This window comes from Pseudomonas sp. G(2018) (assembly GCF_005502415.1).
Lineage (GTDB): Bacteria > Pseudomonadota > Gammaproteobacteria > Pseudomonadales > Pseudomonadaceae > Aquipseudomonas.
This window is the reverse complement of record NZ_SCOO01000010.1, coordinates 43231-69165: the sequence shown is the minus strand read 5'-3', so window position 1 is coordinate 69165 and position 25935 is coordinate 43231. Positions and strand designations below refer to the sequence as shown.

Sequence of the window (25935 nt, the reverse complement as noted above, 5' to 3'; positions counted from 1 at the left end):
CCATTGGATAATATTTTGATCCTGGGTGGCGCGGGTATGGTCGGTAGCTTCGTCGCCGGGATTCTGGGGAAGGGCGGGCACGCACTCACTTTGGTAGATGTAGTTCCGCCGCGAACACTGCTTAATCACCGTGTGATGGATGTGCTAAGCATGCCCGAGCAAGCCCCCGAGCTACTTGAGGTTGCCACCATCATTGTTTTTGCTTTACCTGAGGATGTCGCGATTCGGGGGTTGGAGTGCTTTGTCGGGAAGGCTCAATCCGTCAAAGTCTTAGTCAACACATGCTCTGTGCAGGCGCCGTTTCAGCGTAGGGCTGAGGAGTTGTTTCCCGCAGTTGCCTCGGTGGGTATCAATCCTATGTTTGCACCGACGCTTGATTGTGCGGAGCGTCCAGTGGTGCTGTGCGAGCGCAGTGAAAGCGAGGCGGGCAATCGCTTGGCAACACTTTTACAAGCACATGCAATGCAAGTAACACGGCTGCTTCCCGATGAGCATGATCGCGCGATGGCTGTATGCCAAGCACTGCCTCACGCAGCGATCTTGGCGTTTGCCTTTGCGTTGGAGCAATCAGGATGTGACATGGATACGCTCCAGGCATTGGCACCACCGCCGATGAAAACCATGCTGAGCCTGGTCGCGAGAATCTTGCACAACGCGCCTGTCATCTACTGGGATATCCAGAAACACAACAATGCAGCCCGGCAGCAGCGGTATCAATTATCTGCCAGCCTAGGATTGCTGGATCATCTGTGTGGGGTTGATACGCCTGAGGCTTTTGCCGAAAAGCTGAATGCTGTGCAAAGACAGCTGGGTGCGTATGTCGACGCCTATGGAAAAACCTGCGAAGCGCTCTTCAAAACACTGAACCCATCAAGGAAAAGTGACTGATGCAAAGAACTGCATCCCCCCTTATCTCCATTATCCGGGATCGCTCGAAGGGCGCCGCCTTGCTGGTGATCATGCTTCCCGTCCTGTTGGTAACCATCGATAACACAATTCTCAATTTCGCTTTGCCTCGTATCGCTACGGCACTTAACCCGTCTGCTGCCGAGCAACTGTGGATGATCGATGCCTATTCTCTGGTGCTCGCTGGGTTGCTGGTGACCATGGGCAGTTCCGGGGACCGCTTTGGTCATCGACGCATGCTTTGTTTAGGGTGTATGGGTTTCGCAGTGGTGTCGGTGGGTGTGGTGTTTTCACAGCAAGCGTGGCATCTGATTGCGGGGCGTGCTCTGTTGGGCTGTTTCGGTGCAATGATCTTGCCTGCGACCCTGGCGCTGATCCGCACCGCATTCGAGGATCGAGTAGAGCGGCGTCTGGCAGTGGCGGTGTGGGCAACTTGCCTGACTATCGGGTCGGCATTGGGGCCATTGCTTGGCGGTGTGCTGCTGCAATATTTCGATTGGCAGTCGGTTTTTCTGGTGGCTTTGCTGTTTCTGCTGCCCGTGTTGTTCTTTGCGCCGATGATCACCGAGTCGCCAAGAGAGTCGGGTAGATCAACCGATTATCTGAGTATCTTGCTAAGCCTGGGCGCCATGACGGGTGTGATGCTGGGTCTCAAGCATCTGGCCACGGTCGGCTTCGACGGCCAGGTTTTAATCTGGGCGCTGTCCGGAATATTACTGGGTGTGGTTTTTGTCCATCGCCAGCTAGCGTTAGAGCAGCCGCTGTTGGACCTCAGGTTGTTCGCCTCTCCTGCCTTCAGCGTGTCCATTGCGACAAATCTCGTTAGCCTGGGCTTGTTGATTGGCTTCATCTTTTTCGCCACCCAGCTGTTGCAGTTGGTCTTTGGCTTGCCCCCGGTGTTGGCCAGCTTGATATTGGTACCGGGGCAGGTATTGGCGATTGTCGCCGGACTTGCCGTCGTACCGGTGGCGCAACAGCATGCACCGAACAGGGTGATTGCCGGCTGTCTGCTGCTGGCCGCTGCGGCTTTCGCGATGATGGCACTGCTTGCGCCTACTGCGCTGATCGTAGGTGTGGCTTTCGTCTTGCTCAACGCTAGTGTTGCCGCCATCACCACCGTGTCCAATGACCTTTTATTGGGCTCGGTGCCGGCCGAGAGCGCCGGCAGTGCTTCGTCCGTCAGTGAAACGGCATACGAGATTGGCGTGGTGTTGGGTACCACGTTGATCGGAGGGGCAGTAGCGGCGCTGTATCGGTTGTCTTTGGTAATTCCAGAGGGCACCCCCGAAAATGTAGTTACCGCGGTTGCGACGTTGGGTGGGGCTCACTCAATCAGCAAAGCCACGCCAGAGGAAGTGCCGACGCGGATTCTGCTAGAAGCGAACGCTGCATTTACACAGGGCGTGATGATGACAAGCACTATTGTGACTGGCTTCATTGTGTTGTTTGCGTTTGTTGCATACCGTTATTTGCGAGTACGAGCCCCCCGTGAGTCCTATTGAAAATCGCTGAGATGCCACCGGGCCGCTATAGGAGCGAGCTTGAACTGGTCGTGAACGATAACGCGGGAAACCTGATGCACAGCGGTGCCCGGCAGTTTTTTCGCGAGCAGGGCTGATCCCACATTTGATCTTCAGTGAATTCAAAACCCCGGCGCGACGCAGATTCATTGTGGGGGTGAGCCTGCTTGCGAAAGCGGTGGGCCGGTCAATATCAATGTTGATAGTAATCGCCTCATTGCGAGCAAGTTTCGCTCTCAGGGGACAATTTCGAATCCCATTGCTAGGCTCTAGATCCCAAGAACCCCAATGGAGTACCCCCATGGCTATCCAGGCCCTGCGCGCCGACGCTTCCCACATCGAAAAAATTGCCCCGTTATTCGACGCCTATCGCGGCTTCTACGGCCAGCCTTCGAACCTGCCGCAATCCCGTGAGTTCATCGCCGAACGCATCGCCCGGGACGAATCGGTGATTTTCTATGCCGAGGACGCCAGTGGCGAAACCCTGGGTTTCGTGCAGATGTTCCCGACGTTTTCCTCCATCGACGCACACCGCACCTGGCTGCTCGGCGACCTGTTCACCGCGCCCGCCGCCCGGGGCAAAGGCGTCGGCAGGCTACTGATGAACACCGCCCGCGATTTTGCGCGGTTGATGGGCGCCAGGGGCATGACCCTGGAAACAGCGACGGATAACATCACCGCACAACGTTTGTACGAGTCATTGGGCTATGTGCGTGATCCGGGTTACTACACCTATTGTCTCGATTTGACCAAGGGCTGATCCGCTGATAACCGGAGCTCGCGCAGAAACTCGCCCTGGGATCTGGCGCAGGTAAGAATGCGATAACGGGTGCTGCGAGAAACGCCGCTGTCGCGAAACCGCGCGTACACCGGTTGGAAAATCTCTCGGTTCACGGTCGGGTGCACCATGCTCAGGTAGCGCTCGCAGCAAGCATCGTAGTCCTCCAGCGCAATGAACTTCTGGAACCAGTAGCGATAGAAATAACCCAGCAGAAAGCCCAGGCTGAAGTCGTGATCCAGCACCGAATGTGCGCAGCATTCGAAATCGATCAGTCTCAGCGCGCCATCGGGACCGATCAGGATGTTCTTGGGGTGCGGGTCCATGTGCACAAAGCCTTCGACCAGGGTCTGGCCAAACAGGTGGAAAATGTCCAGCAGCAGGGTGGCGGCCTGTTCCGGTTTTGCGATGAGTCGTTCATCGACGCTGCAATGGTTGTCGAAAAAACTGACCAGCAAATACTCTTCCTTGAGAAACGGAAAACGTCCGCTGTGGCCGAAGGCCGCGACCCGGGGCGAGGTCTGCGATTTGGCGGACACCGCTGACAAATTGATGAACTCATTGGTCAGGTCATGCAGGCCGAACGCACGCTTGAGACCCAGGAAGTTCTGCAGCTGCTTTTTCCAGTGGGTCAGCCGGTTGTGTTTCAACACCCATTTACGCTCACCTTCAAGCAGGAACACGCTGCGGGTTTCCTCAGGGATATCCAGCAGTGCGTATTGCTCGGGTTGGGCAAAAAAGCGCTGCAGCAAGGTCGCCAGTTCGGTCTGGTGAGACGGGTCGAAGTGAAAGGTGACGCCGGCGATTGTTTGCGGGTTGAGGCCGGAGGTGAGGTGTCGGAGGTGACGCATGTGAAGTCCCTGTCAAAGCATTCGGATGCATGAAGCGGCGGCGAACGGGCACGACGCTCCGACGTTATCGGCAGGGTCAGGCTGTGCGTGAGGGGATGTGTGCAGGTTTCCGGATACTTTCCTGTTCAAAAAAATGGCAGCCTCGACGAGGCTGCCACCACAGGGCTAGTTAGGCATTGGAATGATGACGCCTTCTTTTTCCAGGTCTTCGCGAACCGACTGGAATTTCTGGTACTTGGACAACTCGACAGGGCCGTCGTAGCTCATGCTTTGCAGTTTGCGTGGCGGGTACTGAACGTAGGTTTTCATCAGCTTCGAGATCGCCATGCTGATCGGCACCATGGTCCAGGTGTGCTCGGTGTAGTTGTTCATGAAAACGTCGTAGCGTTCCTGCGGATCCTGCAGCAGGTCGAACACTTGAGGGACAGTCGCCACGTACTTGGTCGGGCCTTTCCAGCCCTGGTTGGAGTCGACGGCCAGACCTCCGGTGACGGCACCATTGTCGCCGCGCAGGTTGAAGACCGCTTTGTAATTGCCGACACGGGCAGCACCGGGAGAGAGCTCGTTCTCGGTGAAGTAGAACCACTCTTTACGAGGGGCCGGGCCGGTTCCGAGCAGCACCGGGGTCATGTCGTAGCTGTCGAAGATGATCGGCTTGCCTTCGCGATCCTTGTCCGGCAGCTTCACCCCGGCAACGGAAGCGAAGGTCGCCATCAGGTCCAGACCGCCCATGATGTCGTGGTTCTTGGTGTTGGGCTTGATCTTGCCGGGCCAGGCCATGATTGCCGGCACGCGGTTGCCGCCTTCGCGCACGGTGCCTTTGGTGCCACGGAAGGGCGTGTAGCCGGCGTCGGGGTAAACGTCCTGCCAGGCGCCGTTGTCGGTGGTGTAGACCACCAGGGTGTTTTTATCCATTCCCAGGGCTTTCAACTTGTCCAGAATGCGGCCGATGCGGGTATCGAGTTCTACCACCGAGTCGGCGTATTTAGTCTTGGAGATCGACTTGTGGGCGAACTCCGGTGCCGGCATGTTCGGCTGGTGCACCTTCATGAAGTTGACGTTGATGAAGAACGGTTTATCGGATTTCGATGCGGTGTCGAGAAACTCCAGCGCGGCTTTTTCGACATAGCCGTCGAAGAACGGGATGCCGACGACACCGGGTTTGCCGTCGATCACAGGCGTGTCGACGTACTGGCCGTTGATCTTGAATTCCTCCACCGCTTTTTCGCCGGCCTTGGCCGACAATGCGCCGCGCGTCACTTTGGTGAACATCGCACGGGTTTCATCGTCCATGTCCGGGAACCATGTAGGGTCTGCGTAGGTGTAAGCGTTCAGGTGATACAGGCCAACGTACTTCATCACGTCATAGCCTTGAGCATTGGGCAGCGCGTAGTCGTCCTCGCCCAAGTGCCACTTGCCGGTGAAGTAGGTGTCGTAACCTCCGGTTTTCAGTACGGAGGCCAGTGTCCACTCAGCCGCTGGCAAGCCGCCGCCCTGACCCTGAAAGGCTACCGTGGTCATGCCGCTGCGGTTGGGGATGCGTCCGGTCTGCATCGCGGCCCGGCCCGGGGTGCAACTGGGTTGGGCATAGAAGGAATAGAAGGTGGTGCCTTCTGCCGCCAACTGGTCGATGCTGGGCGTCGGCATGCCTCGTCCGACACCGCCGCCGTAAGGGCCGAGGTCACCATAGCCCGTGTCGTCGGAGACGATGAACAGGATATTGGTTTTTTCGGTTTGTGCCGCCTGGGCAACGTTGATTGCCAGTAACAATGAACATGCGAGGTAAAGCCTGGAGCGGTGCGCGAACCTGTTCATAAGGGTGTCCTTTCTCAAGTTCAGATCCTCGTTGTGGGCCGCTCAGGCATCGAGGGCAAAACAACAAGCATCTTCGTGAGTAACCCCCCAACGTTTAGCCCGGACAGTTCAAGGAAATCGCCTGACGACACAATGGCATTCCCGTTCACTGCTCAAGGCAGTCGTGGAAGATTAGTTCGACAATTCAAGCCCCGCGTGGTCGTAGGTCGCGGATTGGGCGTCGTTCGTCGATTTGTTGCCGAACCTTGATCCAGACAGCACTCATCCTTCAGCGGTACGCCACCGGGGTGGCAACGGCGTCAAAACCCGCTTTCGCGCTTCAGTGCGGCGAGAAAATGGAATCCTCGCTGGGGTGTGACAGGCCGCAAACACCAGCGTCTGATGAAACGGCAGCAGCGGATACAGATCGTTGGCCATGCTGAAGGCCAGGGCGTTCAGCGTAGGTTGATGTTTGGAGTTATCCAGGCTGAAAGCCGCTGTTTATGGGGGTTGAGACCTTCGGCGCAGAAGCCACTTGCCATCACTGGGTGGGTTTTGCAGCGCCCGAGGCGGATTTTTCCTCTACAAGCTTGTACGCCACGTAGTACTTGTAGATGTTGCCGACGTAATCCACGGTCTCACGGCCAACCACTTGTGCCGCCGCCTGCTCGACATTACCAAACCAGACGTTTTTGTTCAGATTGGACTTTTCTGCCAGCGCCCGGAATTCGCGCAGATTGCCCGGCCCGGCGTTGTAAGCGGCGAAGGTCATCAGGGTCCTATTCATTTGTGTCAATTGAGGGTCGTTCAGGTACTTGTCCGCGAGCAAGCGCATGTACTTGCTGCCGGCTTCGATGTTTCTGTCGGCACTCTTGTCGATGTCGTCGATGGCCACCGTTGGGTCCTTGGCGGTTGTCGGCAGCAACTGCATGACACTGACCGCACCTCTCGGGCTGCGGGCCTTTTGATCGAGTTGCGACTCCTGAAAACCCTGCGCCATGAGCATCAAATGATCGAAACCGTAGGTGCTGGCGTGGCGGTTGAAGATTTCCACCATTTCCTGAAACTTCTTCATCTCGGCTTCGGACGTTGCGTTGACCACCCGTTTGCTGCTGTTGGTGACGTACTTGGTGCGCAGACTGTTACCGAAGGTGGTTCCGATCTTGTGGGTTTTGACGAAACCGGCGAGCTGGCTTTTCAACTGTGGGCTGTCCTTGCGAATCGCCCAGGCAAACTCGGAGTTGTCATGCACAACAATGCCCTCGTGAATCTGCATATCGGTGTACAGCGGCGTCCAGATTTTTGCGATGTATCGATCCACCACCGTGGACTTGAGCAACCCGGCATTGACCATTTGCAGCAGGTCTTCGGATTCCAGGTTTTCATCGGCGGCCTTCAGGTCGATGGGCGCCAGGCCTTGCTCCTTGAATGAGGCGCTCAACGCCTGGAGGTGCTCGTAGTAGCTGCTGGACGCCCGCACGGTAATTTCCTGACCGGACAGGTCTTCAAGTTTTTCCACGGGTTTGCTGCCAGGGGCGGACACCAGGATTTCCGGGATGTTGACTGCGAACGGGTCGCTGAAATCCACGTCCTTGAGTCGTGCCTCGGTCACGGTGAGCCCGCCGGCGGCGATGTCGCCAGCGCCTTTGATCAGTTTGGGCATCAACTCGTCGCGGGCGGTCGGGATGAACATGACCCGCCATTGCATGGATTTTTTCGAATAGGGTTGGGTCTTGTTCAGCCAGGCTTCGAGCCCCTTGCCTAGCTCATAACTCAGCCCTCGTTGCCGACCGCGATCAAGCTCGAAAAAGGTCTTGCTGTAAGGCACCAGCACTCGGATCAACCGGCGTTCGCGCATGCCTTCGAAATCCCCGACCCAGTCCGGCAGAACGGGCAACACCATTTTTTGCACCTCGGCTTCTTCAGCCGGAGTCAGTTCGACGGCAGGCAGTTCGGGTTGGGTCTGTGCCAGTGCCGTGTTGAGGCAGCACAGCGTCAGCAGCAGGATTAATGCGCGAAAACGGCTCCACGGGATGTTCATGTTCACTCACCAGGCTGGGCAGGGAGATCGGGAGGAGGGGCACATTGCAGTATGGCCAATGGCTGGCCATTCACAGGGTTGAAAGGTGCTGAAGGGAAAATTTTTGCCGCAGCGAAGTCTCTCGAGGACCCGGTTCTCTGTGGGAGCGAGCAGACTCGCTCCCACAGGGGATTGTTGTCAGGCGCAGGCTGCGTTTTTGATTAGCCGAAGACCGGCCGGAAAAAGCTGCGCTCATAGCTGAGAATGCAGCGGGTTTCTTCGGCGTACTTGAACGCGGCGATGCACTCCGGGTCGTTCGCCGACTGTTGCCGGTACGTTTCGTAGGCGGCAAGGCTGGGGAAGGTGAACATCGCCAGGGCGATGTTGTTGGCGCCTTCGGACGGCAGGAAGTAACCGTGATGCTGGCCGCCGAATTTTTCCACCAGGGGAATCCACAGTTTGCCGTAGTGTTCGAACGCGTCGAGCTTGTATGGGTCGAGTACATATTTCAGGTAGCAGGTGATCATCTGTTTTCCCTCTGACTGGGTTACTGGTTGGTTGAGTCGTCCGGCAGGTCGCGCTGTACGCGGGCCGTCACTTGCGGCACGTCTTCACCGCTTGCATCGCGCTTGAGCCATTCGGCCGGCGGCAGACCCACCACGTTGAGGAAGGTTCTGGAGAACGAGGCTTGCGAGCTATAGCCCACCGAGTCGGCGATCACCTTGATCTGCACCCCGTCGCGCAGCAGGTCCTGGGCCAGCTTCATTCTCCAGGCGGTGACGTAGCCCATCGGTGAGATCTGCATGATCCGGGTGAAGCACGCCGAGAACTTCGACCGCGACATGTTCGCAAGCTGAGCCAGTTTCTCCACGGTCCAGAGTGCCTCCGGTTCCTGATGAATCCGGCTGAAGACGGTCGCAAGGCGCCCATCCTGCAGGGCATAGAGCAGGCCGCTGGAAATCTTGCCTTCCATCACCGAGCGCCGAACCAATCGTACGAAGAGATATTCGAGCAGCAGGTTCAGTGCCTTGGTCCGGCCGGGGGCCTGGTTCTGGAATTCGTTGATCAGGGTGCTGAGCAGCGGTGTGAGGTTGTCCAGTTGCCGGAACGGAAACACCAGGGTTTCCTTGAGCCCGAGCGGGAAGGGCTGCAGGGCATTGCGCCCGAACTGGAACGAGGCGCAGATCAGCTCGGCGCCTCCTGCGGAGCTGGAACGCAGCTGATAACGGCAACTGCTGGGGCAGAACAGCACACTGGGTTCGTTGATGGAAATTTTCGGCAGCCCCGGTTGCACCATGTCGATGCCGCCGCGGCCGATCACATGGATAAACGCCATGCCCGGCGGCTTGTCGAGTACCAGTGTGCCGTCCACGGGGCCGGCGAAGAACAGCCGGCCCTGCAGGTGTGTGCGTTCGAAGAATTCGGAAAGGATATCCATGCTGGAGACGCCCGGGTAAAGACTCTGCACGTCCTGGCAAAAGTGGAGCAGGGCGCGACCGTAGGATGCAGCTCTCGCCGATGGTAATCAACGCCCCTGACGGGTGCCATGGCGCAGAGCGATTTTTCTTGTCCACGACCGGAGTCCACCGCTATGAGCAACGATTCGATCCGCATCGCCCCCCAGTACGTCGACCCGGCAGAGCCTGCATTGCCGGATCCGGGCATGAAACTTGACCTGTCCCGTACCGCGCTGGTGGTCATCGACCCGCAGATCGACTTCCTCAGCCCCGAGGGCGTGAGCTGGAGCGTGTTCGGCAAGAGCGTCGTCGAACACGATGTGGTCAATCACCTCGGCCAGCTGTTCGCCGCGGCCAAAGACGCGGGCATTACCGTCGCCGTTTCCCCGCATTACTACTATCCGTGTGACCACGAATGGCAGTTCGGCGGGCCACTGGAGAAAGTGATGCACAGCATCTGCATGTTCGATCGCAAGGGGCCGCTGACCCTCGACGGTTTCGAAAACTCCGGTGCCGATTTCATGCCCGAATTCAAGCCCTACATTCTCGACGGCAAAACCATCATTGCCTCGCCGCACAAGGTGTACGGTCCGGAAACCAATGACCTGGCGCTGCAACTGCGCAAGCACGGCGTGTCGCAGGTCATTCTGGCGGGCATGGCGGCCAACCTTTGTGTCGAGTCGCACTTGCGTGAGCTGCTGGAGCAGGGTTTTGAAGTGGCCGTCGTCCGCGACGCCACCGCCGGCCCGACCACTCCGGAAGGCGATGGTTACCTGGCGGCGCTGATCAATTACCGCTACATCGCCAATGCTCTGTGGACCACGGCGCAAACCCTGGACTACCTCAAGGCCTGATCCACACCCTGGCGGTGCACCGTTGCACGGGGCACCGCCATACCAGCAGGAGGTTCGCAGCATGCGCAGACTTTCCCCGCGCTACCGTCAGCACGCCACTGGTGTGATCCAGTCGGCCATCACCTGCGCCATTGCCGCCGCGATTGCCAGTCCCTCCGGCCTTTCCCCCGATGCACTGCTGGTTTACTGGTTCAAGGCCTGGTTGCTGGCCTGGGCCACCCTTATTCCTTTCGTGCTGCTGGCAACGCCGTTGATCAAGCGCCTTGCCGCGCTGCTGGTGGAAGATGAGCCGAGCCGGGGTTGAGCAAAGCCCGACCGCCCGTTGCACGGCATCATTGTTAAGTTTCCCTTCAAGGCTCTTGCAGAAATTGACGGTATTTCAAAAGAGCAGACTCTCTACTCTAGTGAGCTGACGCGCGCACCAATGCCAGGTGGCATCCGGGTGCGAGCGCTAAAACCATAACAACTGTTTCAGCACCGGATGGATGAGGAGGCTTCATGGCTCAGAGTCTCAAGATCAATGGGGTTGTCCATCAGGTCGACGTGGATGACGACACACCCTTGTTATGGGTGCTGCGCGATGTGCTGGGCATGACCGGCACCAAGTTCGGCTGCGGGATGGCGTTGTGCGGCGCGTGCACGGTGCACATGAACGGCACGCCGATACGTTCCTGCATGATGCCGGTCAGCGCCCTGCTGGCGGCGGAAATCACCACCATCGAAGCGATTGGCGAAACGCCGACAGGCAAGCGCGTACAGGACGCCTGGCTGGCCCACGAAGTGGTGCAGTGCGGTTATTGCCAGTCCGGGCAGATCATGTCCGCCACGGCATTGCTGGCCGCCAATCCACACCCGGACGATCAAGCCATCGACAGCGCGATGGCGGGCAATATCTGTCGCTGCGGCACTTATGTGCGGATACGCGAAGCGATCAAGACCGCTGCCGGCCCGGTCATTGTCGCCAGTTCGGAGGCTGCATCATGAGTTCGATAGAAATCTCCGAAGGCCTCACCCGACGCGGTTTCATCAAGGCCGGCGCGGCGATAGGCGGCGGGTTGCTGATCAGCTTTTCGCTGCCGGGGCTGATGCGCGGCGCCCAGGCCGGGGAGGCTGAGTTTTCCCCCAACGCCTATGTGCGCATCGACCGCGAGGGGCGGATTTTCCTGACGATACAACCGGTCGAAATGGGCCAGGGCACTTACACCTCGATGCCGGCGCTGATCGCCGAAGAGCTGGAAGTGGGCCTCGATCAAGTGGTCATCGAACACGCCCCCGCCGACGACAAACGTTACGCCAACCCGATGCTGGGCTTCCAGGTCACCGGTGGTTCGACCTCGGTTCCCGGCAACTGGAAGCCGCTGCGCGAGGCCGGGGCGGCGGCGCGGATTCTGCTGGTCAGCGCGGCGGCCAAGCAATGGGGCGTCCCGGCCGAGAGTTGCAAGGCTGACAAGGGCGTGGTGCTGCACCCTGACAGCGGCCGGAAACTGGGTTATGGCCAACTGGTGGATGCCGCGTCGACACTGTCGCTGCCATCGACCATCCCCCTGAAGGACCCCAGCGAGTTCAAGTTGATCGGCACGCCCGCCAAACGCACCGACTCACCGGAAAAGGTCAACGGCAAGGCGGTGTTCGGCATCGACGTCCGTCCGCCCGGCATGAAGGTCGCGGCGCTGATGTTGTGCCCGGTGATTGGCGGCACCTTCGAGTCCGTCGACCCGGCACCGGCGATGGCCGTCAAAGGCGTGCGGCAGGTGCTGCACACCGACAATTCGGTTGCTGTCGTGGCCGATCATATGGGCGCGGCGCGCAAGGGCCTGTCACTGTTGCAGATCAAATGGAACGCCGGGGCCAACGCCGGGGTGTCCAGCGAGTCGATGCTCAAGAACATCACGACGGCCTCGCTCGAACCTGGCGTCCAAGTGCGCAACGAAGGTGACGTGAAGGCGGCACTGGCCAAGGCCGACAGGAAAGTCGAAGTCACTTACCAGGTGCCGTTTCTGGCCCATGCCTGCCTGGAACCGGTGAACTGTACGGTGCATGTGCGTAAGGACGGCTGTGACCTCTGGCTGGGTATCCAGGTGCCGGCGCGGGCCAAAGCGGTGGCCGCGCAATTGACGGGCCTGCCGGAAGCGTCCGTGCAGGTGCACAACCATTTGATTGGCGGCGGTTTCGGCCGTCGCCTTGAAGTCGACTTCGTCGCCGACGCGGTGAAACTGGCCCGGCAGGTGGACTACCCGTTGAAGGTCATCTGGTCCCGGGAAGAAGACACCCGGCACAGCACGTTGCGGCCGTTCCACTACAACCACCTCAGTGCCGGACTGGATACCCAGGGCCGTCCGGTGGCCTGGACGCACAAGGTCACCGGCGGTTCGATCCTGGCCCGTTGGGCGCCGGCGGCGTTCGTCAATGGCATCGACCGTGATGCCATCCGCGATGCCTGCGGCCCTTACGCGTTCCCGAACCTGAGCGTGCATTACGTGCGACACGATCCGCCGGCGGGGATCTTGCCGGCGTTCTGGCGTGGGGTAGGGCACACCCAGAACGCGTTCATGGTCGAAGGTCTGGTCGACGAACTGGCTCATCTGTCGAAGACCGATCCATTCGAATTTCGCTACCCGCTGTTGGAGAAACACCCGCGGGCAGTGAAAGTGCTGCAAATGCTCCGGGAGAAATCCGCCTGGGACACGCCGCCCGCCGCGGGGCGTGGTCGTGGCCTGGCGCTGACCTCCTGCTTCAGCACCTACGCGGCGCAAGTGGCGGAAGTGAGCGTCAAGCCCAATGGCGAAGTGCAGGTGCACAAGATCATCACGGTGGTCGATTGCGGCATTGCGATCAATCCCGACAGCGTGGTCGCCCAGGTACAGGGCGGCACCATTTTCGGCTTGAGCGCCGTGCTGTTCGGCAACATCACGTTCAAGGACGGTCAGGTCGAGCAGGGCAACTTCGACACCTATCGGGTCTTGCGGATCAACGAGACGCCGCAGATCGAGACGTTCCGGGTCGAGAGCGGCGAGTCGCCGGGGGGATTGGGTGAAGTGTCGACCGTGACGATCGCGCCGGCGGTGGTGAATGCCATTTTCGCCGTCACCGGCAAGCGTCTGCGCAGTCTGCCGGTGGACCCGCAGGCGCTTCGTCAGGCCTGACAAACGTTAGATGATGAGTTCTTCGGTTGGCCCCAGGCTGTGGCGTTCATTGCGCAGGAAGTCGATGAGCGCCCGCAGCTTGGCCGGCACCCGGCGCCGATCCGGGTAGTACAAATGCAGGGAAGGGAAGGTCGGGCTCCAGTCCGGCAGCAGCCGGATCAGCCGACCCTGCTCGATAAAGGGCTCGATGTAGCCGTTGATCATGTAGGCGATGCCCAGGCCGTCCAGTGCCGAGCGCACCAGTATTTCCGAGTCGTTGACGATCAACCGCCCCTTGACCGGCAGCTCGAATTTCTCGTCGGCATTTTCGAATGCCCAGCGTTCGATTTGCCCGCTGGTGCTGTGACGAAAGCCGATGCAGTCGTGCCTCAGCAAGTCCCGGGGGTGTTCCGGTAGACCATGGCGGTCCAGGTAGTCGGGCGCGGCGATCACTTGTGCTTGCATGTCCGGGCCGATGGGCAACGCGACCATGTCCTTGTCCACCGCATCTCCAAAGCGGATGCCGGCGTCGAAGCCCTGGCTGACAATATCCTCCAGCAGGTTTTCCACGCGGATCTCCAGATTGATTTCCGGGTAGGCGGCCATGAAGTGGCGCAACATCGGTTGCAGCACGATCAGGTAGGCGGCGCGCGGCACATTGATGCGCAGCAGGCCGGTGGGATGGCTGGCTTCGCGCCCGAGTTCGCGGGAAGCCGAGGTCAGTTGTTCCAGAGCGGGTTGCACGCGCTCCAGGTAACGTTCGCCGATCTCGGTCAGGCACACGCTGCGGGTGGTGCGGTTGAACAGCACCAGGCCCAGGCGTTCCTCGAGTCCGCGGATGCTCTGACTGACCGCGGACGGCGAAATGCCAAGTCTGACGGCCGCGTTAGAGAAGCCTTTTTCTTCGGCGACAGCGATGAAGGTCACCAACCCGTCCAGATGGTCCTGACGCATGGTTTGTCTCCGTCGGCGGCTGAAGAAATCATCTGTAACACTGCGTCCGATGCGTTGTACAGATCGCCGCCAATGACATGATTACTGAATGTTGCCTGACAAGGGTCAACGGGGATTCTGCTCCCGGGCCGCACGGGCAAACTCGATGAAGGCCTTGAGTGTCGCGGGCACATGGCGCCGGCTCGGGTAATAGAGGTGCAGTCCCGGGTAGAAGGGGCACCAGTCGCCCAGCACCTGGATCAGGCTGCCGTCGGCCACCTGCGCCTTGACCATGTCTTCGAAGAGGTAGGCGATGCCGACGCCCTGTAGCGCGGGGCCGACCATCAGGCTCACATCGCCCAGGGTCAGGGGGCCGTCGACTTCGATTTCCTGGGCGATACCGCCACGTTCGAACTCCCAGCGATACAGCGAACCGCTCGGAAAACGATGGCGGATGCACGGCAGGCCGTGAATGTCTTCGGGTTTGTGCGGAACCGGGTGCCGGGCAAAGAACGCCGGCGAGCCCACCACCACCGAGCGCATGTAGGCGCCGATCGGCAAGGACACCATGTCGGCCTCCAGGCGCGCGCCGAAACGCACGCCGGCATCGAAACCGGCGGAGACCACATCGACCAGGCCATCATCGGCCACGATCTCCAGCTTCACGTCCGGATAGACCTCCAGGAACCGGCTGGCCAGCGGCAGCAGCACCAATTCCGCGGCCTGGCGACCGGCCGTGATGCGCAGGCTGCCGGAGGGTTTGTCGCGGAAGTTATTGAGGTCTTCCAGGGCATCGTCGATATCCCGGAAGGCCGGTTTCAATCGTGCGCAGAGTCGTTCACCTGCCTCGGTCAGCCCGACGCTGCGGGTGGTGCGGTTGAACAGCCTGACGCCGAGCCGGTTCTCCAGGGTGCGCACCGAATGGCTAAGCGCTGAAGGCGTCACGCCCAGCTCGACCGCTGCCCGGCTGAAGTTCAGGTGACTGGCCACGCACAGGAAGATCGAGAGATCCGCCGCTGAAGGTGCTTTCATATGTGAATACCTTTCACAAAGTCATGCAAAATTATTGGGATTATCACATCAGTAGTGGAGTTTTAAAGTTGCGTCAACTCATCAAGAAGGCCCGGCAATCACGCTTGGGTCGCTGACAGGAGGAGTTGATATGCGTACTTGGCTCATTACTGGTGCTTCCCGTGGTTTTGGCACTCTGATCGCAGAACATGCTCTGCGTGCTGGCGACGCGGTGATTGCCACGGCCCGCAAACCCGAAGAAATCACTGCCAAACTGGGTGATCATCCAAACCTGCTGGCCGTGCGTCTGGACGTGACCCGCGAAGAAGAAGCGCATCAGGCTGTGGCAGAAGGCATCAAGCGTTTCGGCCGGATCGATGTGCTGATCAACAATGCCGGCTTCGGTGTGTTGGGTGCAGTAGAGGAAACCAGCGCCAGCGAGACCGAGCGTCTGTTCGCCACTAACGTCTTCGGCGTACTCAACGTGACCCGCGCGGTACTGCCGCACATGCGTCGCCAGCGCTCCGGACATGTGATCAACATTTCCTCCATCGGCGGTTACCAGGCCTACATGGGCTGGGGGGTCTACGGTTCGACCAAGTTTGCGGTCGAAGGCATCACCGAGGCGCTGCATCAGGAACTGGCGCCGCTGGGCATCCACGCCACGGTGGTGGAACCGGGCTTCTTCCGCACTGACTTCCTTGACGAGCAGTCACTGGTGAAGACCGCGCTGGAGTTGCCGGATTACGACGAAACGGTCGGTGCCATGCGCAAGCATGCCGAGGCCGCCAACCATGCCCAACCCGGTGATCCGGTGAAATTTGCCGAGGCCATGCTGGCGCTGGTCAATGCGTCGAACCCGCCGCAACGTCTGGCACTGGGCAGCGACACCATTGCGCGGATCGAAGCGAAAAACCGCTTCGTCGCCCAGGAACTGGCCGAGTGGAGTGAGCTGGCGCTGTCGACCGATTTCAAGAACTGATACCAGGCGACAAACTGCTGTGAGTTCACGAAACCTGTGGGAGCGAGCTTGCTCGCTCCCACAAGGACCGGAGTGGTTCCGGAATTTTTCTCCGACTCGATTACCGGTCAGCGGCATTCCAGGCAGAAGTAGGGCATGACGTCGGAGCTGGCATCGTAGCCGTTGCTGCCGTCGGCGTAATGATTCTGCAGCAGTCGGTCGGAGCCGCCTTCCGCCACCCGTGTCCCGCGCATCGAGTTGTAGCCGCCCGCTGCAACACTGTTTTGTTTCAGGCGCTCGGAACCGTCCGCCGCCAGTTGGCGTTCCCTCAGTCGATCGGCACCGCCCTCGGCAAGTTGGCGTTCCTTCAGGCGATCAGCGCCACCTTCGGCAAGCTGGCGTTCCTTCAGGCGATCAGCGCCACCTTCGGCGAGTTGGCGTTCCCTCAGGCGATCGGCACCACCCTCGGCAAGCTGGCGTTCCTTCAGGCGATCGGCGCCGCCTTCGGCGACCTGATTCTGTTTGAGTTGCCGTTCTCTCAGACGGTCAGCACCCCCTTCTGCAACCTGATTGCCCTTGAGACGATCTGCACCGTCCGAGGCCAGTTGCCTTTCCTTGATGCGGTCGGTGCCGCCTTCGGCAGCGTTGTGCGCGGCGGTGCTGATACTGGCTGTTCCGGTACCGGTCTCAGCGGCGTGAAGGTTTGTTGCGATCAATCCAAGGGTCGAAAACAGGGCAATCCCTAATGCATAACGAGGGGTGTTCATCATGTTCACCTTCTGGGTCAGGGGGGTTATTCAAGCAATAACCTGGCAGGCATGAATGCAGGCCGTTTCAGCCCGGACATTCGATGCATGCATCTTAATTGGCCCAGAAATCACGTCACTTATGCATAGGTTGTGCAGCTGGATATCTTGGTATGAACGCGTCATACGCGGGTATGGGGGGAGAGTGGGGCCGCAGGCTGCCGACCCGGTTATTTGCGCAGGGCAATGAGTCGGCAGCAGTAGCAAAGCGACGGGTTCAAGGGACCGGGATGACCGGTGGCTTGCCTTGGTCCTTCAACAGAAACACGACGAATTTGGCGGGTTTGTCCTGACTGGCATTGCGGCCCACGGTGTGGATGTCATTGGGGCCTTCGTGGAAGCTTTGTCCGGGCATCAGCGTGACCTCCTTGCCACCCTTGACTCCCATGACAATGGAGCCTTCGAGTACATAGATGAAACCATGGGCGTCGTGCCGATGAACCGGGTCGGCCCCTCCTGGCGGGTACTCGACGGTGAGCATCAACACTTCCTTGCCGGGGTAATCGGGAAGTGCCGTGACCGACACCTCCTTGACGTCCGGGTGTGGCGCGTCGGCAGCCAGGGCCGGCGTGGTGGCGGTGAACGACAGGGCAAACAGGGCGAGGATAACGGGGGTTCGCATGGGACGCTCCTGATGAGGTTGAAGGGGGGGCGAATCGCACGCCCCGATTAGTCAGCGCTAGGCGCTGGTGCTCTTGAGCCATTGATCGAAGTGAATCTTGCCGAGGATGGGGTTGGCGCCTGGGGTCAGCGACTGGTCATTGATGATCGCGCCGTAGTACCCGGCCTTATCGTCCGTAATCACGTCACGCTGATCCTGAGTGTGCTGCAGGTAGGTTTTGGCGAACGAGACCAGGGGCTGCTTGTCGGGGCCGGCCACTTCCTCGGTCTTGCCGGTGGGGGCGGCCACGGCAATCGTGGCCAGTGCCGCCGCAACATCGGCCGAGGCAATCGGCTGCAGGGCGGCCGAAGTCAGGCGAATGGTGCCGTCTGCTTGAGCACCGGATTGCGCAATGGCGCCGAGGAATTCGAAAAACTGCGTGGCGCGCAGGATCGTAAAGGGCACCCCGGATTTTTTGATCAATTCCTCCTGGGCCATTTTGGCGCGGAAGTAACCGCTTTCGAGCATCCGCTCCGTACCGACCACCGAGAGCGCAACGTGGTGCTTGACCCCCGCGGTCTTCTCGGCAGCGGCGAGGTTGCGCCCGGACTTTTCAAAGAATTCGAGTACGGCGGCATCTTCAAACGAGGGTGAGTTGGCGACATCGACCACCACCTCGGCGCCTTGCAACGCTGCCTGCAATCCTTCCCCGGTTACAGCGTTGACACCGGTACTGGGCGTGGCGGGCACAACATCATGTCCACTTTCGCGCAGGATTTTGCAGAGTTGCGTTCCGATCAGGCCTGTACCGCCAATGACGACAATTTTCATGTTTGTGCCTCCCTTGATTGGAATGCGGTGGCAGGGTGCGCATGCCACTCACCGGGTGAGTCGATGCGCCTTGCAGTTGAGACGCATTGATAGGCTAGTCTAGGCGGGCAACGGCTGTGCGCTGCGTTGGCGGGATGGACGGCAGGCTTTGGTGTCATGCGCTTGAAGTGCTTCGGGAAAACGGTCAAGTCATGATCAAATGGCGGCCATTTTTTTGCGGTAGGCAACGCCTGATCTGGAGCGGTAAATGAACAAAGCAGCCGTGATGACCCTCATCCTGAGTCTCGGTACAGGTCTGTTCGCCGTGCAAGCGAACGCGCAGGGTGATGCCGAGGCGGGCGGGAAACTGTTCAAGCGGGTGTGTGGCGGCTGTCATCAGGTTGGGGAGAGCGCGCGCGCATTCTTCGGCCCGCAACTCAACGATGTGTTCGGACGCGTGGCGGGCAGCACCACGGACTATCAGTACTCTGATGCCATGAAATCATCGGGCATTGTCTGGACGCGGGAAAAACTCGCGGCGTACATCGAGGATCCGAAGGCCGTGGTATCGGGCACACGGATGATTTTCTGGGGGATCAGCGATCAGGAGAAGATCGATGATGTGCTGGCTTATCTGGTAACATTTCAGGCCCAGTGATCAGGGTGAGTCAGGGCCAGGATCGTTCACAGTGATGTCGCCTTCGCGAGCAGGCTCGCTCCCACAAGGGATAGGCGATCTTCTGTGGGAGCGAGCCTGCTCGCGAAAGCGATTGTTGCCCTGCCAAAAATCCATGGATTGATCGTTACTCAGGCGGATCAATCCGATCCAGCGCCCGATTCACCGCCAGTTCCCCCAGCATGATGACCTGAGCAATGCCCAGCAGGGTATTGCGATGCGTCCCCTCCAGAAACCCCGCCAGATCACTGGCCATGACATTGGCCGAGGCCAGTGACTCGCAGGCATGCACCAGCAAGGTTTCGGTGTCGAGTTCCGGGTTGATGGTGAACATGGTGCTGGGTGAGCGCGGCGTGGCCATGATATTGGCGGCCGGGTTGAGGTAGTGATTGAGCGCGCGTTCGGCGGCTTCGTGGAATTGCTTGGAATCGGGGCTTTGGTAGGGGGAGGCTGGATCGGTTTCAGGGGGATTAGGTGTTGGTTTGAACATAGATGAAGCTCCTTATGTCATTGAGGAGCCATCACCCTCGCTACCAAACGAAGGGTGGTGGCCATACGCAGGTTGGTAGACCGGGACACAAGGAGAAACCGGCGCACCCGAAGGCGCCCTGTGCATGACCACCATAAAGCAGGGAAGAAAAATCGCTGCAAATGACGATGCTGCACCTTATGTCCCGGGCTACCAAACCCGATCGGTGTTTTTTTCAGCGACCGGCAAACGATAAAACCCAGCCCCAAGGCGCACAAGCCGGCGGATTCTGGCGTAACCGTAGGCAACGACGCAAGGTGCTGTGGCTTTCCTGAAGTAACTTTGCCGACTTTTAAACAGGCAGAAATCTGATCGTAAAAAGTTCTGAATCGCGGCCAATCCAGGTTCGCTTCGAGGTTTTTACTGCGTTCAGAAATCCTCGAACCGTCAAGATCGTAAGAAATCCTACAGTCGTGCGGATCAATATCGGGATGCGTCCTACACGCTTTCGAGAACCGTCCTATAGCTACTGTCGTCACCTTCCAGAAAGCTGTCGAGCGCTTGCACGAGGGTGGAAATGACGCCTCCTCGAATACCCCAAGGAGGTCCGTACTTGAACACTATTCTGCCCGTCTTCTTCGACCACAGCCGCCACAAACTCTGGGTCCGCAACCTCGAGGCGCCCCTCGACGTCCTCGCCTTCCACGGCCAGGAACGCCTCAGCCAACCCTTCACCTACACGGTGGAATTCACCAGCCCCGAACAGGATATCGCCGCCGAACACCTGCTCGGCCAGGCCGCCCGTTTCAGCCTGCACGCCCTCCCCAAACCGGTGGTGCCTTGGGAAACACCGGAGGTCAAACCGCTGCGCACCCTGAACGGCGTGATCACCGCCTTCAAACGCCTGTCTGCCTCCGTCGACGAAGCCCGCTACGAACTCACCCTGCAACCGCGTCTGGCCCTGCTCGACCGCGGTCGGCAATACCGCATCTACCAGCATCAGTCGGTGCCGCAGATCGTCGAGCACATCCTGCGCAGCCGCCACGAATTCGAATACCAGGACTTCCTGTTCAGGCTGGTGCGCGAATACCCCCGGCGCGAACAGGTGATGCAATACGGCGAAAGCGACCTGGCGTTCATCGCCCGGCTGCTGGCCGAGGTCGGCATCTGGTACCGCTTCACCCGCCACGAACGGCTGAACATCGATGTCGTGGAATTTTGCGACGACCAGCGCGGCTACCAGTTCGATATCGAGCTGCCGTACCGTCCGCCCGCCGGACTGAGCAGCGGCGAAGACGGCGTCTGGCAACTGCAATCGAGCCATCGGGTCGTGGAGAAAAACCTGCACCTGCGCGCCTACGACCCGCGTAACGCCAACGCCTGGCTGCAGAGCGACGTCGATCAGACCCGTGGCGCGAAAACCACCTACGGCGAGGCCTACCACTACGCCGAACCCTACACCGTACTCGGCGATCGCTATCAGCAGGACGAAGACCTGCAAAGCGAAAGCGGCTACTTCTACGCCCGCCTGCGTCACGAGCGTTACCTCAACGCCCAGACCCTGCTGAGCGGCACCAGCAGCAGCGCCACCCTCGCACCGGGCCAGGTCCTGAGTATCAGCGGCGGCGCCCCCCAGGCCTTCGCCCCCCGCGCGGTCATCACCCACCTGACCACCCGCGCCGCCCGCGATGCCAGCTTTGAATGCAGCTTCGAGGCCATCCCCTACGCCGAAACCATCTGCTTCCGCCCGCCGTTGCTGCCCAAGCCGAACATGGCCGGCACCGTCCCGGCCCGGGTCACCAGCGGCCAGGCCCACGACAAATACGCCGAGATCGATAAGGAGGGCCGCTACAAGGTCAACTTCCTGTTCGACCGCGACGACTGGAAGCTCGGCGAAGAAAGCCTGTGGCTGCGCCTGGCCCGGCCCTACGCCGGCGACACCTACGGCCTGCACCTGCCGCTGATCTGCGGCACCGAAGTGGCCATCGCCTTCGAACACGGCGACCCCGACCGCCCCTACATCGCCCACGCCCTGCACGACAGCGAACACCCGGACCACGTCACCCTGGCCAAGCGCGACTACACCCGCAACGTGCTGCGCACCCCGGCCAACAACAAACTGCGCATGGAAGATTGGCGCGGGCAGGAACACGTCAAACTCAGCACCGAGTATGGCGGCAAGAGCCAGTTGAATCTGGGGCATCTGGTGGATGCGCAGAAGCAGAAGCGTGGGGAAGGCTTTGAGCTGAGGACGGATGATTGGGGGAGTATTCGCGGCGGCAAAGGCGTGTTCATCAGCGCCGACGGCCAGGCCAAGGCCCAAGGCCCCGTCCTCGACATGAGCACTGCCGTGAACCGCCTGCAACAAGCCGGCGAACAGCTGCAAAAGCTTTCGGTCGATGCGCAGGCCGCCAACGCCGACCCGGCGGACGTGCCCGCGCAACTGCGACTGCTGCGCCAGGACATAGAGCAACTCAAATCCTCGGTGCTGCTGCTCAGCGCACCGCAGGGCATTGCCCTCACCAGCGGCAACCACCTGCAACTGGCGGCGCAGCACAACCTGATGCTCAACGCCGGGGCCGAGGCCGATATCAGCGTGGTCAAACGTCTGTTCATCGGCGTGGGGCAAGGCTTGAGCCTGTTCGTGCGCAAGCTGGGGATCAAGCTGATCGCCAATCAGGGACCGGTGCAGATACAGGCGCAGAACGACAAGCTTGAACTGTTCGCCCGCCACGGACTGGACATCACCAGCACCGAGGACGAAATCCGCATCACCGCCAAGAAGAAAATCACCCTCAATGGTGGCGGCAGCTACTTCAGCCTGGAACAGTGCGGTATCGAGGCGGGCACGGCGGGGGGGTACGAGGTCAAGGCGGTGGACTACCGGTACACCCCGGCCAAAGCCACCCAGCCGGGGCAACTCGTCGGGTTACCGAAAGTTATCGATCCGCCGCTCGAGTTCCACGAGCAATTCCGGATCTTCAGGAGCGATGGCGAACAGCCCTGGGCCAGCGTGCCCTACAAAATCACCAGCGCCTCCGGCAAGGCCTGGAAAGGCACCACCGACAGCCAGGGCTTTACCGAACGCGTCTACACCGCCGAGCCCGAAGAGTTGTCGCTGGTCTATGACATCGAAGAAGAGGAAGAGGAAGAGGAAGAACTGGAAGGGATCACCTTGCGGCTGGGGCTGTTTTTTGATGGGACCGGTAACAACCAGGCCAACGTTGCGGAGACCGAGGAATGCCGGCGCGAGGACCTGAAGTTGTTCGATAAAAGCGAACTGTCGAGCATCATCGAGCATTGCAAAGGGTATGGGTACGGTGAGTTCGATGGCGATGCCTTCAACAGCGCGCCGGATAACAGTTACAGGATCCGAATCCCGATCCCGCAGTGGGTACGCGAGGAGATGGTCAAGCCAGAGCGGGTGTATTGCCCAGGTTCCCAAAAATGGAAGACCGACTATCGAGACTCCATCACTTTGGGCATGGCCCCCGGTGGCATCGTCAAGGTCTGGGTGGGCGGGGCCTGTCTGGACTACAAGGAAGTTGGCCGCTTTCAGGCTGAGATCGAACCGCTGGGTCCTCATAGGAACGGCAACGGCATTTATTACCGGGCACCGAATCCCGAAGCGCAGGCTTACATCGACAAGCATGGAGTTCCCTATGGCACCTGGTAATGCGCCGAGTAATGTGGTGTATCTGCGTGAGCTGTATCCAGAGAATACGGCGACTCCTGTAACCCCCTTTTCGGAGAACGGTTATCTCAAGGTTTATCTGGAAGGCATCGGTACCCGCAGTCGTGGCGAGGATTCACTCTTCGGAATGGATATGGGCCAGGGGGAGACCGGAGTTGTGGCTCGGGTTGAACAGGCGCACAACCTTATTGGCGGCGGCTACTTGCCTCGGGGCCGAGAGCTCCTCTGGTTGACCCAGCCGGAACGATTCACCGTGGAACGATCCTGGACAGTGGAGTCAACCGGGGCATGGAAACGAGCCCAGACCAAGGTGCAAACCCTGCTCGCCAGTGGCCTGGCCGGCGATGGCAAGATCGGGATCAAGACCTGGCCAATAGAGCTGGCGCCGCGCGGCAAGCTGGAACCCCTCTATCAGGATCACATGCTGACCCTCGAACTCGAGCGCACGGTGCGGGGGGAGTTGTCGCTGATAGCCCTGCGTGTCATGCGCGAGTTGGGTGTTCGTCATGGTGTGCCGTTCGACGTCATCGACGATCAAGAGCAGCGCTTCAGACTGCCTGAGGAGTTGCAGCCCATCGCCGCCCGCATTCTTGATCAAGTGCAGGGGGGCAACGAGATCAGCCTCGATCCTGATGAGGAGCGCTTGTTGCGCAGCCGTTACATCCATCAGTCCGCGCACTGGATACCCAGTCTAGGCATTCTCATCAGCAAACCGGCGGAGAAAAACAAACGTAGCGTTTACGACAACCTGCCACAGAAAGGCTACCCACAATGAAGCGTTTTATCTTGCTCCTCGGGTTGTTGTTTAGCCTGTGCGCTTGTGCCAGCGGACCCAAACCACCGACCTCTCCCAAGTTGCCCTACGACAGTTGGTATGTTGGTTTGGCCGCACCGCGTCACATGGAGGTGTGGGTCGAGACCGTGGATGTGCTCGACCAACGTGGGTTGCCGTTCTTCCATGTTTTTGGAGGAGTAGCCAGTTACACCGGAAAGGTAGAGGGCTGGCACAAAGGTGGGGGGGCAATGAAGCCAGTAAACAACGTCGACTTGCCGGAACGGCTCTTCCTGCGCTGGCAATCGCTGGTAGAGCCGCAGGCCTACAAGATCAGAATCCCGATCCCGCAGTGGGTACGCGAAGAGATGGTCAAACCAGAGCGGGTTTTCTGTGAAGGTTCAAAAGAATGGAGGAATGACTATCGGAAAATGATCACCTTGGGCATGGCGCCCGGCGGCATCGTCAAGGTCTGGGTGGGCGGGGCCTGTCTGGGCTTTAAGGAAGTCGGCCGCTTTCAGGCTGAGATCGAACCGCTGGGTCCTCACAGGAACGGCAACGGCATTTATTACCGAGCACCGAATCCCGAAGCGCAGGCTTACATCGACCAGCACGGTATTCCTTATGGCTCATGGTAAATGCAGCCTGATGGAGCACCTGAGCCTATCTGTCGGCCTGCTGTTAAGTCTGTGCGCTTGTGCCAACGGGCTCAAGCCTTATACGCCGCCCAAGCTCCCTATCGCAGTTGGTATATCGGCCTCGTTGCGCCACGTTTCATGGAAGTATGGGTCGAAACTGTCGATGTACTCGATCAGCGTGGGCGGGCTGTTTTTTAAGTGTTTGGGGATAGTGGCTGGTTACTCTCGCAAGCCAAGCTAGGTAACGATCAAAAAATCGCAGCCTGCGGCAGCTCCTGCAAGGAATGGTGTTCACCGTGCAAAAACGCGGCGAATATTGGACCTGGAGCTGCCGAAGGCTGCGATCTTTCGCTTTTTAACGACGCAATTTAGCGCAGTGATCCTGCTCCGGTTGCGCTGCCGTATACCACACATAATCCGCGCTTTGGGCCGTCACCGTTTTGCCCACCTCGGCCAATACAAGCACCGCATTACCCTGGTCTGCACCCAGGTCTTTCAGGTGCAATGGCACGCCCAGATCCTTGCGCACATGGAACGCCCCGGCCAACAACACCGCGGGGGTCGGTGCCGTCATCAGGCGCTCGGCCATGCGTCGGTCACGTTGCTGCTGCACGGCGAGCATCGCCGGCATTTGCGCCTCAGGCAGCAAACCGCAGTGGGATTCGCGAATGTCTTCCTGCAAGGTCGTCTGGACTTGCCGGGTGGTGGAGGCTTCGCCACTGAGGGTCGGGCGCTGTTTGTAGATCTGCTTGATCTGCGCCCGGTCCAGGTTGGCCGACAGCAGCGGGTAGGGTTGGCGCAGCGCATAGGTGACCAGTGCGCCGTAGACGCTCCAATCCCAATTGGCTTGCCAGGACAGTGCCTGGTAAGGATCGGCCGGCGGTTGACCGGCTCGGGTGGCGGCCTGTGCCGCATCGACTTTGGCCTGCTGGTCGGGGTTGAGCATTTCCATCAGCAGGCTGCCTTGCGCACGTTGCTGCGCCAATTCGCGCAGCAGCCACAGTTGCAGGCCATGGTGATCGGGGTTGTCGTGTTGTTCACCGACCAGTACCCGTGGCGCGACGGCCAGGCGCTCGACCAGTTCTTGCGGCGTCAGGGTGCGTCCGGTGGCGAGTTCTCGGATCACGCCGAGATCGGCATGATCCCGACCTTGCGGGGCGATCGGTGCCGGAGGTGGCGTGACGTGATGGGTTTGGCAGGCCACCAGCAGGCTGAACAGGCATAACAGCAGAATGCGCATCGGTTTTCCTTGTTAGACGTTG

General features: G+C 59.8%; 24 protein-coding genes. 12 read left to right on the top strand and 12 right to left on the bottom strand.

The genetic code is table 11. From position 1 onward, the window contains the following. Nucleotides 1-3 precede the first annotated feature (3 nt). The 3 genes from FFS64_RS12880 to FFS64_RS12870 all read left to right on the top strand — a co-directional run bounded on the left by FFS64_RS12880 (nucleotide 4) and on the right by FFS64_RS12870 (nucleotide 3186). Nucleotides 4-888 carry a prephenate dehydrogenase dimerization domain-containing protein gene (locus FFS64_RS12880; protein ID WP_137805713.1) on the top strand — a complete coding sequence of 295 codons (885 nt, stop codon included), beginning with the start codon at nucleotides 4-6 and terminating at the stop codon, nucleotides 886-888. Then, complete coding sequence (locus FFS64_RS12875) at nucleotides 888-2408, top strand: MFS transporter (RefSeq protein ID WP_137805712.1); 1521 nt, start codon at nucleotides 888-890, stop codon at nucleotides 2406-2408. The genes FFS64_RS12880 and FFS64_RS12875 overlap by 1 nt, the downstream gene beginning before the upstream one ends. A 319-nt stretch (nucleotides 2409-2727) precedes the next feature. Then, entirely contained in the window at nucleotides 2728-3186 is a 459-nt protein-coding gene (locus FFS64_RS12870; protein WP_137805711.1) for a GNAT family N-acetyltransferase, read from the top strand. Here the strand turns inward: FFS64_RS12870 and FFS64_RS12865 are convergent. The 5 genes from FFS64_RS12865 to FFS64_RS12845 form a co-directional block, all read right to left on the bottom strand. Continuing rightward, complete coding sequence (locus tag FFS64_RS12865) at nucleotides 3159-4055, bottom strand: phosphotransferase (protein WP_137805710.1); 897 nt, start codon at nucleotides 4053-4055, stop codon at nucleotides 3159-3161. The two genes, FFS64_RS12870 and FFS64_RS12865, sit on opposite strands and share 28 nt — an antisense overlap. Before the next feature lie 165 nt (nucleotides 4056-4220). Next, nucleotides 4221-5870: an arylsulfatase gene (locus FFS64_RS12860; RefSeq protein ID WP_137805709.1), complete on the bottom strand. Its 1650-nt coding sequence runs from the start codon at nucleotides 5868-5870 to the stop codon at nucleotides 4221-4223. 520 nt (nucleotides 5871-6390) lie between these two features. Then, on the bottom strand, nucleotides 6391-7890 hold the full coding sequence (locus tag FFS64_RS12855; protein WP_137805708.1) for a lytic transglycosylase F: 1500 nt from the start codon (nucleotides 7888-7890) through the stop codon (nucleotides 6391-6393). 200 nt (nucleotides 7891-8090) lie between these two features. Continuing rightward, nucleotides 8091-8396 (bottom strand): NIPSNAP family protein, encoded by a 306-nt coding sequence (locus tag FFS64_RS12850; protein WP_137805707.1) that lies wholly within the window; start codon nucleotides 8394-8396, stop codon nucleotides 8091-8093. Nucleotides 8397-8416: 20 nt separating this feature from the next. Continuing rightward, complete coding sequence (locus FFS64_RS12845) at nucleotides 8417-9307, bottom strand: AraC family transcriptional regulator (protein WP_137805706.1); 891 nt, start codon at nucleotides 9305-9307, stop codon at nucleotides 8417-8419. A 153-nt stretch (nucleotides 9308-9460) separates the two neighbouring features. Between FFS64_RS12845 and FFS64_RS12840 the strand changes: the two genes are divergently transcribed. From FFS64_RS12840 to FFS64_RS12825, 4 genes are all read left to right on the top strand, one after another. Then, nucleotides 9461-10180 carry a cysteine hydrolase gene (locus tag FFS64_RS12840; protein ID WP_137805705.1) on the top strand — a complete coding sequence of 240 codons (720 nt, stop codon included), beginning with the start codon at nucleotides 9461-9463 and terminating at the stop codon, nucleotides 10178-10180. A 61-nt stretch (nucleotides 10181-10241) separates the two neighbouring features. Continuing rightward, complete coding sequence (locus FFS64_RS12835; RefSeq protein WP_170948624.1) at nucleotides 10242-10484, top strand: DUF2798 domain-containing protein; 243 nt, start codon at nucleotides 10242-10244, stop codon at nucleotides 10482-10484. Between the two features lie 194 nt (nucleotides 10485-10678). Then, nucleotides 10679-11164, top strand: a complete 486-nt coding sequence (locus FFS64_RS12830; RefSeq protein ID WP_137805703.1) for a (2Fe-2S)-binding protein — start codon at nucleotides 10679-10681, stop codon at nucleotides 11162-11164. Beyond that, nucleotides 11161-13323 carry a molybdopterin cofactor-binding domain-containing protein gene (locus FFS64_RS12825; protein ID WP_137805702.1) on the top strand — a complete coding sequence of 721 codons (2163 nt, stop codon included), beginning with the start codon at nucleotides 11161-11163 and terminating at the stop codon, nucleotides 13321-13323. The genes FFS64_RS12830 and FFS64_RS12825 overlap by 4 nt, the downstream gene beginning before the upstream one ends. A gap of 6 nt (nucleotides 13324-13329) precedes the next feature. Here the strand turns inward: FFS64_RS12825 and FFS64_RS12820 are convergent, their stop codons facing one another. Together FFS64_RS12820 and FFS64_RS12815 are read right to left on the bottom strand one after the other, a co-directional pair. After that, nucleotides 13330-14256: a LysR family transcriptional regulator gene (locus FFS64_RS12820; RefSeq protein WP_137805701.1), complete on the bottom strand. Its 927-nt coding sequence runs from the start codon at nucleotides 14254-14256 to the stop codon at nucleotides 13330-13332. Between the two features lie 105 nt (nucleotides 14257-14361). Further along, nucleotides 14362-15267, bottom strand: coding sequence for a LysR family transcriptional regulator (locus FFS64_RS12815; protein ID WP_137805700.1), 906 nt, complete (start codon nucleotides 15265-15267; stop codon nucleotides 14362-14364). A gap of 130 nt (nucleotides 15268-15397) precedes the next feature. Here FFS64_RS12815 and FFS64_RS12810 point away from each other — a divergent pair, with 130 nt between their 5' ends. Beyond that, nucleotides 15398-16228, top strand: a complete 831-nt coding sequence (locus FFS64_RS12810) for an oxidoreductase (protein WP_137805699.1) — start codon at nucleotides 15398-15400, stop codon at nucleotides 16226-16228. Nucleotides 16229-16335: 107 nt separating this feature from the next. On the opposite strand, the gene FFS64_RS12805 is transcribed toward FFS64_RS12810, so the two are convergent. The 3 genes from FFS64_RS12805 to FFS64_RS12795 all read right to left on the bottom strand — a co-directional run bounded on the left by FFS64_RS12805 (nucleotide 16336) and on the right by FFS64_RS12795 (nucleotide 18445). Continuing rightward, on the bottom strand, nucleotides 16336-16977 hold the full coding sequence (locus tag FFS64_RS12805; protein ID WP_305955732.1) for a phage infection protein: 642 nt from the start codon (nucleotides 16975-16977) through the stop codon (nucleotides 16336-16338). Nucleotides 16978-17230: 253 nt separating this feature from the next. Then, nucleotides 17231-17635, bottom strand: a complete 405-nt coding sequence (locus FFS64_RS12800; RefSeq protein WP_137805698.1) for a cupin domain-containing protein — start codon at nucleotides 17633-17635, stop codon at nucleotides 17231-17233. Nucleotides 17636-17692: 57 nt separating this feature from the next. Continuing rightward, the gene (locus tag FFS64_RS12795; protein WP_137805697.1) at nucleotides 17693-18445 is read right to left on the bottom strand and encodes an SDR family oxidoreductase; all 753 of its coding nucleotides are present in this window, start codon (nucleotides 18443-18445) and stop codon (nucleotides 17693-17695) included. 247 nt (nucleotides 18446-18692) lie between these two features. Between FFS64_RS12795 and FFS64_RS12790 the strand changes: the two genes are divergently transcribed. Further along, on the top strand, nucleotides 18693-19082 hold the full coding sequence (locus FFS64_RS12790; RefSeq protein WP_137805696.1) for a cytochrome c family protein: 390 nt from the start codon (nucleotides 18693-18695) through the stop codon (nucleotides 19080-19082). A gap of 145 nt (nucleotides 19083-19227) precedes the next feature. Here FFS64_RS12790 and FFS64_RS12785 read toward each other — a convergent pair whose 3' ends face one another. Beyond that, nucleotides 19228-19590, bottom strand: coding sequence for a DUF6124 family protein (locus tag FFS64_RS12785; RefSeq protein WP_137805695.1), 363 nt, complete (start codon nucleotides 19588-19590; stop codon nucleotides 19228-19230). Nucleotides 19591-20182: 592 nt separating this feature from the next. Between FFS64_RS12785 and vgrG the strand changes: the two genes are divergently transcribed. Genes vgrG through FFS64_RS12770 form a run of 3 tightly spaced genes read left to right on the top strand, consistent with a single transcriptional unit; the run spans nucleotide 20183 to nucleotide 24673 of the window. Further along, complete coding sequence (vgrG, locus tag FFS64_RS12780; RefSeq protein WP_256660449.1) at nucleotides 20183-23245, top strand: type VI secretion system tip protein VgrG; 3063 nt, start codon at nucleotides 20183-20185, stop codon at nucleotides 23243-23245. Next, nucleotides 23232-24038, top strand: coding sequence for a hypothetical protein (locus FFS64_RS12775; RefSeq protein WP_137805693.1), 807 nt, complete (start codon nucleotides 23232-23234; stop codon nucleotides 24036-24038). The genes vgrG and FFS64_RS12775 overlap by 14 nt, the downstream gene beginning before the upstream one ends. Next, nucleotides 24035-24673 carry a DUF2931 family protein gene (locus tag FFS64_RS12770; protein WP_137805692.1) on the top strand — a complete coding sequence of 213 codons (639 nt, stop codon included), beginning with the start codon at nucleotides 24035-24037 and terminating at the stop codon, nucleotides 24671-24673. Before FFS64_RS12775 ends, FFS64_RS12770 begins: the two co-directional genes overlap by 4 nt. 355 nt (nucleotides 24674-25028) lie before the next feature. Here the strand turns inward: FFS64_RS12770 and FFS64_RS12760 are convergent, their stop codons facing one another. Continuing rightward, complete coding sequence (locus tag FFS64_RS12760) at nucleotides 25029-25913, bottom strand: ChaN family lipoprotein (RefSeq protein ID WP_137805690.1); 885 nt, start codon at nucleotides 25911-25913, stop codon at nucleotides 25029-25031. Nucleotides 25914-25935: the final 22 nt, after the last annotated feature.